This window comes from Actinocorallia sp. B10E7 (assembly GCF_039871655.1).
GTDB lineage: Bacteria > Actinomycetota > Actinomycetes > Streptosporangiales > Streptosporangiaceae > Actinocorallia.
Genome location: NZ_JBDPLZ010000002.1, coordinates 844,729 through 854,683 on the forward strand (window position 1 = coordinate 844,729; position 9,955 = coordinate 854,683).

General features: G+C 71.9%; 8 protein-coding genes. 5 read left to right on the forward strand and 3 right to left on the reverse strand.

What is annotated here, in order from left to right:
• The first annotated feature begins 102 nt into the window (after positions 1 to 102).
• On the forward strand, positions 103 to 510 hold the full coding sequence (locus ABGB12_RS09125) for a DUF3040 domain-containing protein (RefSeq protein ID WP_347675836.1): 408 nt from the start codon (positions 103 to 105) through the stop codon (positions 508 to 510).
• A gap of 73 nt (positions 511 to 583) precedes the next feature.
• On the opposite strand, the gene ABGB12_RS09130 is transcribed toward ABGB12_RS09125, so the two are convergent.
• Genes ABGB12_RS09130 through ABGB12_RS09140 form a run of 3 tightly spaced genes read right to left on the reverse strand, consistent with a single transcriptional unit; the run spans position 584 to position 5,142 of the window.
• The gene (locus ABGB12_RS09130) at positions 584 to 2,920 is read right to left on the reverse strand and encodes a DUF3488 and transglutaminase-like domain-containing protein (RefSeq protein ID WP_347675837.1); all 2,337 of its coding nucleotides are present in this window, start codon (positions 2,918 to 2,920) and stop codon (positions 584 to 586) included.
• Positions 2,921 to 2,935: 15 nt separating this feature from the next.
• Positions 2,936 to 4,174 (reverse strand): DUF58 domain-containing protein, encoded by a 1,239-nt coding sequence (locus ABGB12_RS09135; protein ID WP_347675838.1) that lies wholly within the window; start codon positions 4,172 to 4,174, stop codon positions 2,936 to 2,938.
• A 2-nt stretch (positions 4,175 to 4,176) separates the two neighbouring features.
• Positions 4,177 to 5,142, reverse strand: coding sequence for a MoxR family ATPase (locus ABGB12_RS09140; RefSeq protein WP_347676130.1), 966 nt, complete (start codon positions 5,140 to 5,142; stop codon positions 4,177 to 4,179).
• Between the two features lie 415 nt (positions 5,143 to 5,557).
• Between ABGB12_RS09140 and mraZ the strand changes: the two genes are divergently transcribed.
• The 4 genes from mraZ to ABGB12_RS09160 all read left to right on the forward strand — a co-directional run bounded on the left by mraZ (position 5,558) and on the right by ABGB12_RS09160 (position 9,924).
• Positions 5,558 to 5,989, forward strand: a complete 432-nt coding sequence (mraZ, locus tag ABGB12_RS09145; RefSeq protein ID WP_347675839.1) for a division/cell wall cluster transcriptional repressor MraZ — start codon at positions 5,558 to 5,560, stop codon at positions 5,987 to 5,989.
• A 184-nt stretch (positions 5,990 to 6,173) separates the two neighbouring features.
• Positions 6,174 to 7,127, forward strand: a complete 954-nt coding sequence (gene rsmH / locus ABGB12_RS09150; RefSeq protein WP_347675840.1) for a 16S rRNA (cytosine(1402)-N(4))-methyltransferase RsmH — start codon at positions 6,174 to 6,176, stop codon at positions 7,125 to 7,127.
• Complete coding sequence (locus ABGB12_RS09155) at positions 7,124 to 7,963, forward strand: hypothetical protein (RefSeq protein WP_347675841.1); 840 nt, start codon at positions 7,124 to 7,126, stop codon at positions 7,961 to 7,963. Before rsmH ends, ABGB12_RS09155 begins: the two co-directional genes overlap by 4 nt.
• Positions 7,960 to 9,924, forward strand: coding sequence for a penicillin-binding protein 2 (locus tag ABGB12_RS09160; RefSeq protein ID WP_347675842.1), 1,965 nt, complete (start codon positions 7,960 to 7,962; stop codon positions 9,922 to 9,924). The genes ABGB12_RS09155 and ABGB12_RS09160 overlap by 4 nt, the downstream gene beginning before the upstream one ends.
• Positions 9,925 to 9,955 lie beyond the last annotated feature (31 nt).

Consider the following 9,955-nt stretch of genomic DNA (forward strand, 5'->3'; position numbering starts at 1 on the left):
GTCGCCCGGACTCGTATTCTGGGCATATCACCGTTAGCCAGGTCCCCGTCCGGCTAAGGAGCACCAGGCACCTGATCCACGGGGCAGTCGTTGGGAGGCACCGTGCCGCTCTCTGAGCACGAGCAACGTCTGCTCGAGCAGATCGAGCGCGAACTGTATGCGGAAGACCCGAAGTTCGCGCATGCCGTCCGCACCACCAATCCACAGAGCCACTACAAGCGTCAGATCATCAAGGCCGCCCTCGGCCTGGTGGTCGGCATCTCGGTGCTGATGGCCGGTCTGGTGGTGAGCAAGGGCACCCTCAGCGTCGCGATCAGCGTGACGGGTTTCCTGGTCATGCTCGCCAGCGGCGTGTGGGCCCTGTCCAGCTGGAAGCGCATGACCGGTATCGGCGGAGACTACGACTCCGGCAGGTCCGGCGGCGGCCGGGCACCTCGCCGGCAGCAGCAGTCCGGGTTCATGAACCGGCTCGAAGAGCGGTGGCGCCGCAGGACCGAAGAGGGTTCCTGACGCTCCTCCGCTCCCACGGCAGATGAAGGAGGCCGCACCCCGACGGGGTGCGGCCTCCTTCACGTCGTGGGCCTCAGCTTTTGCGCCGCCGCTCCACCAGCCCCCTCAGCCGGTCGGCGGCCCGGCGCAGGACGTCCAGGGACGAGGCCGGGAACAGCCGGGCCTGCCACCGGTCGGCGCTGGAGGAGGAGGAGGCCAGGGCGGCGCGGACGGCCTTGGTGTCGGCGCGCAGCCCCTGCGGGGTGACCCGCTGGAGGCGGCCGGGCGGGGCATAGCGGGACAGCTCCTGGGCGAGGGCGATGCGGGCGAGCGGTTCGGCGATCTCCGGGCCGAGGGCGGGCCCGAGCCGGCGCAGGACGCCGCGGGGCGACTCCGAGGCGTTCCAGCCCAGCCTGTGGTCGATCGTGTCGGCCCGCAGTTGAGCCCAGGCCGCCGTGGCGGCCGCGGCGGGATCGTCCGCCCCGGCCCAGCGCCGCCATCCGGCCGCCTCCCTGACCAGGCGCAGTGCCGCGGACAGGAGCACCATGGCCAGGACGCCCAGGATCCAGCCCACCGGGACGGAGGAGCCCCGCGACGCCATCGCCTCGGGGGCCTGCGTCTTCGGTGCCTCGGGCAGGGGGGCGGCTCCGGGCGTCTCGCCCGCGGCCGCCGTGGGGGCGGGGGCGGGGCCGGCGGGCTCGGGAGTCGGCTTCGCCTCGGTCTGGCGGGAGGGCTGCCGGGTGTAGTCGGGGATCCCCACCGAGTCCGGAGCACCCGGCCCGGACGGCGTCGGCTCGAACCGCACCCACCCGGAGCCCTCGAAGTACAGCTCGGGCCAGGCGTGGGCGTCCTTCTGCCGGACGACGTAGCGGCCGTCCTCCCCCTGGGAGCCGGGCGCGTACCCGACGACGACGCGCGAGGGGATGTCCAGCAGCCGGGTCATCAGCGCCATCGTCGCGGCGAACTGCTCGCAGTATCCCCGGCGGTCGCGCAGGAAGGCCACCAGGTCCGACATCCGGCTCGGTGGCGCCGGGTCCAGCGAGTAGGTGAACTCCTTGTGGAACCAGCGCTGCAGCAGCACCGCCTTGTCGAACGGCGTGGCGCCCTTGGCGGTGATCTTCCGGGTCAGCCGGGTCAGCTCCGCGGGGAGCCTGTCCGGCAGCCGGGTGTACTCGGCCGGCATCACGTGGAGGCCGGCCCGGCGCAGCTGCTCGGTGGTGGGCGTGGCCCGGCGGCTGTCCACCGAGTACGCCATGCCGTCGGCGTCCCCGGTGGTGGAGAAGACCATCAGCGACTGCCGGTCGGCCCGCCAGCCGTCCCCGTCGATCCGCACCTCCCGCGGCGCGTACGGAAGCGGCAGGAACTGCATGTCCCTGATCTTCTCGCCGACCGCGATCTCGGTGGTGGCGTCCTCGGCGGACGCCACCGACAGGCCGGGAACGACGGGCAGGGGCTGCCCCTTCTCGATCGGCGGCGCCGCCCCGGCGGACAGGGGGGAGTAGGTCCAGCGGTTGCCGTCGAACCGGTCGAGCGCGTAGATCCGCAGGTAGTCGGGGTTTCGCGCGGTGGTGCTGTAGCTCAGGACCTCCTCGTCGCCCAGCCGGGTGATCTTGCGTTTGAGGTCGACGAGCGGATCGGCCGTGGTGATCGTGGTGGAGCCGCCCGTGCCGCGGTCGCCCAGGTCGAACATCCCGGCGGAGGTGACGCCGGGCAGCAGGACGGACAGCAGGACGGGCACCGCCACGGCGACCGCTATCGAGGCGGCGCCGACCCGCAGCCCCGCCGAGCCCGTGGGCCGCGGCGCCGGTTCCTCCCGGTCGGGGCGCGGGGTGAAGACCGGCCGCCCCCAGCCCGTCACCCGGGTCCGGGCGTCGGCGACCAGCATGGCCAGGTATCCGGCGGAGCCCGCGGCGAACGCCGCCCAGTGCACGCTCTCGGCGGGCACCGCGACGGGGACGCTGTACATGGCCAGCAGCGGCAGCCCGGCGGGAGCGGCCCGGCGCAGCCGGACGGCCAGCAGGTCCACGACCACCGCGACCAGTCCGACTCCCAGGACGGTCAGCAGCCGCACCCCGTCGTTGACCGGGAGCGGCGCGGCGTAGGTCTCGGCGGTGTCGCCGCCCTCCCGCAGCACGTCGGCGAGCGCGCCCAGCGAACCGGGGGTGGGGATCGCCCACAGGATCGCCGACGCGCCCGAGTACAGCGCCGTCACGTACAGCAGCAGCACGGCGGGTCCGGCCAGCAGGTCGAACACCGGGGGCAGCCGGAGCCGCCGGACGATCATCGCGGCCGCCGTCACCACCGCGACGGCGCCGGCCGCGGGGACGACCCAGCTGCGGTCCTGGAACAGCGGGTAGAGGCTGCCGGCGCTCAGCAGCGTCGCCAGCGCCGCGATCACGCTCATCCCGGGCCTGGCGCCCATGACGTTCATACGGACCGTCCCTCCCTACTGCGCACCGGGCACCCCCTGCACGCCCGCCCAGGCGGCGGGCAGTTCGGCGACCGAGGAGAGGGCCAGCACCCGCCAGCCCGCGCCGCGCAGGAACCCGGCCGCGTCGCCGTCGGTCCGCTGGTCCCGGCCCAGGAGGACGGCGACCCCGATCGCGGTGCCGCGCCGGGCGGCGGCGACGGACCTGGCCTCCTCCGCGGTGAGCCGGCCGAAGATCCCGACGATCAGCGCCTCGCCGTCGCGTCCCGATCCGCGCACGGCGGCGAGCCCCGGCAGGAGCGCGGTGTCGTCGCTCTGACCGATGACGGCCAGCACGTCCAGCAGTTCGTCGCCGGAGGCGGAGCCCGACCCGGCGGAAAGGTCGGCGCTGCGGCCCGCGTCGGTGACGAAGCGCAGCGGCAGCCCCTCGCGCGCCAGGTGGATCCCCACCGACGCGGCGACCGACACGGCCTGCTCGAAGGAGGAGCCGGGCCCCTCCCCGGTGTGCGCGGCGCGGCGGGTGTCCAGCAGCAGGATGGCGCGGCTCTGCCACTCCTGCTCCTCGCGCCGGACCATCAGCTCGCCGTACCGGGCGGTGGAGCGCCAGTGCACCCGGCGCAGGTCGTCGCCGCGCCGGTACTCCCGCGGCGTCACGTCGTCCTCGCCCGCGGTGGACAGCGTCCTGGCCAGGCTCTGGCCCTCCCCGTGCCATGCGCCGGGGATGCTCCCGGGCGGCAGCTCGACGGTCAGCGGGGTGACGGTCAGGGTGTCGGTGAGGCTGAAGGCGCGGGCCAGTTCCACCAGCCCGAACGGGTCGGCCAGCCGGACGGTCAGCGGCCCGACCTTGAACCGGCCCCGGACGTCCGAGCGCAGCCGGTAGCTCAGCTCCCGCGAGCCCAGCGGCTCGATCCGGTCGAGCACGAACCTGGCCCGTCCGCCCAGCGTGTAGGGCACCCGGTCCTCGACCAGCAGCAGTCCCGACGGCAGCCGCGACACGTTCTCCAGCCGCACGTCGGCCCGCGCCTCGTGGCCGACGGGCAGCCGTGAGGGGCCGAGCCTGCGCGCGCAGGCCAGCCGGTAGCGGGTGCGGGAGACGGCGAACACCGAGAACAGCGGCAGCACCAGCACCAGCAGCCCGGCCCGCAGCAGTTCCTGCTCGCCGAGCAGGAACGCGCACGCCACCGCGGTGAAGCCGGCCGCGATGAACGACCGTCCCCGGGTGGTGAGCGCGTCCAGCACCACCTTCGCCAGCCTCACGGTCAGCCCCGCACGGGCAGCCGCGCCACCAGCTCGCTCACGATCTGCTCCGGGCGGCGCCGTTCGACCTGGGCCTCGGCCGTGGTCAGCAGCCGGTGCGCCAGCACCGGGACGGCCAGCGCCTGCAGGTCGTCGGGCAGCACGTACTCGCGCTCCTCCAGAGCGGCGCGGGCCCGCGCCGCGCGGACCAGTTGCAGGGTGGCCCGGGGGGAGGCGCCGAGGCGCAACTCCGGGTGGTTGCGGGTGGCGTTGACCATGTCGACGGCGTACTGCTTGACCGCGGGGGAGGTGTGCACGGTGCGGACCGCCTCGATCAGCCTGCGCACGTCCGCGACGGTCGCGGCGGGCGAGAGCGAGTCCAGCGGCGAGCTGCGGCCGTGGCTGTCCAGCATGTCGAGTTCGGCGACCGGGCTGGGGTAGCCCATGGAGATGCGGGCGGTGAACCGGTCGCGCTGCGCCTCGGGCAGCGGATAGGTTCCCTCCATCTCGACCGGGTTCTGGGTGGCGATCACCATGAAGGGGCGTTCCAGCGGGTAGGTGGTGCCGTCCACCGTCACCTGGCGCTCCTCCATGCACTCCAGCAGCGCCGCCTGGGTCTTGGGCGAGGCGCGGTTGATCTCGTCGCCGATCAGGAGGTTGGCGAAGACCGGTCCGGGCACGAACTCGAACTCGCGCCGCTCCTGCTGGTAGATGCTGACCCCGGTGATGTCGCTGGGCAGGAGGTCGGGGGTGAACTGCACCCGGCGGACCGTGCCGTCGATGGCGCGGGCGAGGGTCTTGGCGAGCATGGTCTTGCCGACGCCGGGGACGTCCTCGATGAGAAGGTGGCCCTCCGCGAGCATCACGATCAGCGCGAGCCGCACCGCCTCGGACTTGCCCTCGATGACGGATTCGACGGTCGCCCGGATCTTCCCGGTCCGGCCGGCGACCTCGCCGAAGCCCTGTCCGACGCCGGCCTCGCCCTGCACACCCACTGCCACGAAGTCTCCGCCCTGAGTCCGCCCTTGTTCCAGGGCCAAATGTATTGCTCTCCACATGCTGATGTGGCTTGGAGCATTATCCGGGGTTCGTCGGCGTTGCCGACAATATGGGGCTCTATAAGCCTGCCACTGTTACCGACAGTACGCCGCTAAGTGCTTCATCGGCCATGTTTCGGACATCTCGCGGACGCACCGCCACCCGGGGCCTCGGCCCCCCACGGTCCCCCCACTCCGCCCCACCCTTGCTGAGCAGGCAATTTCACATCCCCAGGTCCCGAGAAACACAGGTTTTCACAGTTGACGGTGGGGAAGAGTGGAGTACAGTGGGGCGCTGTGGGGGAAGGGTCTCCACACGCATTCTCGAGCTGTTGACGGGCGTCCAATGGCGCGAGGGGGTGGCTTCGTGTTCCTCGGAACACATCCACTCCGCCTCGACGACAAAGGACGACTGTTCCTGCCGGCCAAGTACCGCGAGGAGCTGTCTGGGGGACTGGTGATCACGAAGGGCCAGGAACGCTGCCTGTACGTCTTCCCCATGGCAGAGTTCGAGCGCATCACCGAGGCGCTCGCCACGGCTCCGGTCACCGCCAGGTCCGTCCGCGCCTACAGCCGGGTCTTCTTCGCCAGCGCCTCCGACGAGATCCCCGACAAGAGCGGCCGCATCACGATCCCCGCGGCGCTGCGCTCCTACGCCGGGCTGACGCGCGACTGCGCGGTCATCGGGGCGAACTCCCGCCTTGAGATCTGGGACGCACCCTCCTGGGAGGCCTATCTGGCCCAGGAGGAGGAGTCCTTCTCCGACCTGTCGGAGGAGGTGCTACCCGGAATCCTTTAGCAAGATCCCGACGGGCCGACGTCCGGCCAGGTCTCCACCCGCTCTCCCCGCCGGCTGGCACAGCTTCCCCGGTGCCAGGTGGCCCTTCCTCAGGGCAGCGGTTGGGGACCTGACCGGACGAGCCCCAAGGGCCGCATGTCCGATCGACCGCGAGCGGTCGGCTGCAGTGGGGGTAGACAAGACCATGAATGAGTCCGGACACGTTCCGGTCCTGCTCGACCGCGTTCTGTCGACGCTGGGTCCCGCCGTGGGCGAACCGGGGGCCCTGTACGTCGACGGAACCCTCGGCATGGGCGGCCACGCCGAGGCCATGCTCAAGGCCTACCCCGAGGTCAGGCTGCTCGGCCTCGACCGCGATCCCATGGCCCTGGAACGCGCGGGCGCGCGCCTGGAACCCTTCGGGGACAGGGTGATGCTCGTCCACGCGGTCTACGACGAGCTTCCCGAGGTGCTGGCGAAGCTGGGCCTGGACCGGATCGACGCGATCCTCTTCGACCTGGGCGTCTCCTCGCCCCAGCTGGACGAGCCCGAACGCGGGTTCGCCTATTCCTATGACGCCCCGCTGGACATGCGCATGGACCAGACCCGGGGCATGACCGCCGCGGACGTGGTGAACACCTACGCCCCGGCGGACCTGGCGCGGATCCTGCGCGAGTACGGGGAGGAGCGCTTCGCCCAGCGCGTCGCCTCGGCGATCGTGCGGGAGCGGGCCAAGGAGCCGTTCACCGGCACCCTCCGGCTGGCCGAGCTGGTCCGCACGGCGATCCCTGCGGCGACCCGCCGGAGCGGCGGCAACCCTGCCAAACGCACCTTCCAGGCGTTGCGCATCGAGGTGAACAGCGAGCTGAAGGTCTGGGAGCGGGCGCTGCCCGCGGCCATGGACGCGCTCGCGGTGGGCGGCCGCGTGGCGGTGCTGTCCTACCACTCCCTGGAGGACAGGATCACCAAACGGGTCCTGGCCGAGCGCACCACCGATCACACCCCGGCGGGGCTCCCGGTGTCACTGCCGGAGTTCGAGCCGAGGTTCCGCCTGCTCACCCGGGGGAGCGAGCAGGCCTCCGAAGAGGAGATCAGCAGCAATCCGCGGGCGGCATCAGTGCGTTTCCGGGCCGCGGAGCGGGTTCGGGAGGACGCATGACGACGATCGAGCGCAAGACCGTCGCACCAACCCGGCGGCGATCCGCCGGGCCCGGGCCCCAGAGCGATACCCGGCCGGATCGCAGGACCGGGAGCAGGAAGGGCCGGAAGGAGCCGGAGGATCCGCCGGCGAAGGCCGACGGGACCGGCACCGGGGAGAAGAAACCGGGGCGCACACGGCGTAAGGCGGATCCGGCCGAATCGGGCGCGCGCAAGGCGAAAGAGCGCACGCCGAAGCCGCGTACGCCTGAAAGACGCACGCTGAAGCCCACCAAGGTGCGGCCGGAAGCCGAACCGTCCAAGGCGAGGCAGCCTCAGACCCGGTCTCGGCCCAGGCCGCGACCGTCGTCGGGACGTCCTCGTGCTCCGTTCGTGTTGCTCATCCTTTGTCTGCTGGGCGGAGCGTTGGTCAGCCTTCTGGTGCTGAACACCGTGCTGGCACGTGACGCCTACACCCTGAGCGCGCTGGAAGGCAGTGAACGGCAGCTCACTCAGCAGAAGCAGGCTCTCATCGAGGAGATCGCACGGGAGGAGTCACCGGGCCGACTGGCGCTCAAGGCTCGTAATCAGGGGATGGTACAGCCCAGCGAGCTCGCTTTCGTCGATCCGGGTAACGGTCGAGTAACTGGTGGGAAGAAGCGTCCGGTCCCGTCCGCCGCGGCGGCCGCCGCTGCCGCCGCCGGAGTCATCGGGGTGCCGGGCGCGATCGTCCCCGGCGACGGCATCCCCGGCTGGACCGGACTCACCGAGAACGAGCCGGCCGAGCCGGCCGGGCGGCCCCAGCAGAACGGCCGGAACACCCCCGACGGACAGAACGAGCCCGAGAGGACCCCGTGACCGAACGCCCGCGTACCCCCGGCGGAGCGGTACCTCCGGGCCGACGCGGCCCGCGCGGCCCGGTGCCGCCGGCGCGCGGGCCCCAGCCGGGCCGCCGGTCCGGCTCGGGGACCCTGCCTCCCAGGCCCGCGGCCCGGCGCGCCCCCGCCAAGCGCGACGACCGGACCGGCGGGGAGCGGACCACCCGTCCCTCCCCGCCGCGCCGTCCTCCCCGCCGTCCCGCGTCGCGCACCTCGATGCGGCTGAAGGACCCGATGCGGCGGCTCAACGCCGCGCTGCTGATGATCGCCTTCGTGCTGTCGCTGTTCGCGGGGCGGCTGGTGCAGCTGCAGGGCATCAACTCCGACACCTACGAGCAGGCCGCCATCGAGCAGCGGCTGCGGAAGATCGACCTGCCCGCGACCCGGGGCGGCATCACCGACGCCGACGGCAACCCGCTGGCGCTCACCCAGGAGGCGCGCGGCGTCTTCGTCGACCCCACCCGGATCGACCCGGCGAAGAAGACGGAGATCGCCGCCCGGCTCTCGTCCATGCTCGGCCTGGACATCGGCTTCGTGCTCAAGAGCCTGGAGAAGAAGAACACCCAGTACGTGCCGCTCGCCCACCAGGTGCCGCCCGAGCGGGGCAAGCTGGTGCTGTCGCTGGGCTACAAGGGCATCGGCAACGTGCCGGAGTCGCGCCGCTCCTACCCGGCCGACGCGGTCGCCGCGAACGTGATCGGGTTCGTCAACCGGGACGGCGACGGCGGTGAGGGCCTGGAGTACGCCTACAACAAGCTGCTCAAAGGCGAGGCCGGCTGGCAGCGGGTGGAGATCAGCCCCGACGGGCAGCACATCCCGATGGGCGAGGGCCAGACCAAGGAACCCGTGCCCGGCAGGGGACTGCGGCTGACGCTGAGCCAGGACATCCAGTGGAAGGCCGAGGAGGCGATCTCGGCCGCGGTGAAGAAGTACAAGGCCGAGTCCGGCACCGTCGTGGTGATGACCCCCGACGCCAAGATCCTGGCGATGGCCTCCTACCCGACCTTCGACCCCAACGAGTACTCCAAGGCGAGCCCCGCCCAGCGCAGCAACCGCGTGGTGGGGGAGGCGTTCGAGCCGGGCAGCACGGGCAAGGTCATCACCGCCGCCGCGCTGCTGGAGGAGGGCCTGGTCACTCCGGAGACGCCCTTCACCGTCCCGGACCACATCTGGAAGCTCGGCACCGAATTCGAGGACTCGCACTCCCACAAGACCTGGAAGAACATCACCTTCGGCGGGATCCTCGCCAAGTCGAGCAACGTGGGCACCATCCTGGCCTCGGAGAACCTCAGCAACGACAAGCTGCACTCCTATCTGACGTCGTTCGGCTTCGGCTCGCCCACGGGAGTGGGGCTGCCGGGGGAGACGCCCGGCCTGTTCAACCCGACGAGCAAGTGGAGCGGCACCGACCGGTATCCCATCTCCTACGGGCAGACGATCTCGGTGAACGCCCTGCAGATGGCCAGCGTTTACGCGACCATCGCCAACGGCGGCGTCCGGGTCACCCCGATGCTGGTCGCCGGAACCCTGGACGGAGAGGGGCATTTCGTCCCCGCCCCGGCGCCGCAGAGCCGCCGGGTCATCAGCCAGGACACCGCCCGCCAGCTGATCCGCATGCTGGAGGGCGCGACGACCAACGAGGGCACCGCCCCGGCGGCGCGCATCTCCGGGTTCCGGGTGGCGGGCAAGACCGGCACCGCCGATCGCTACGTGGAGTCCAGCAGCGGCTACGACGGGTACACCGCCTCCTTCGTGGGCATGGCTCCGGCGGATGATCCCCAGCTCATCGTCCAGGTCGTGCTGCAAGATCCCAAGAAGAAGTACTACGGTGGCGAGGTGGCCGCGCCGGTCTTCAGGGACGTGATGGAGTTCGCCCTGAAGACCCGCAAGGTGGCCCCCACAGGGACGGCGGTGCCGACCCTGAAGATGTTCGCCGACTGAGGGAGACCCCAACCAGGGCTCCCGTGTCGGC

Excerpts from the sequence above, each read along its gene's own strand:
- ABGB12_RS09130 (WP_347675837.1), bottom strand. The coding sequence starts at position 2,920 with ATGAACGTCATGGGCGCCAGGCCCGGGATGAGCGTGATCGCGGCGCTG.
- ABGB12_RS09155 (WP_347675841.1), top strand. The coding sequence starts at position 7,124 with ATGACGACGATCGAGCGCAAGACCGTCGCACCAACCCGGCGGCGATCC.
- rsmH (WP_347675840.1), top strand. The coding sequence starts at position 6,174 with ATGAATGAGTCCGGACACGTTCCGGTCCTGCTCGACCGCGTTCTGTCG.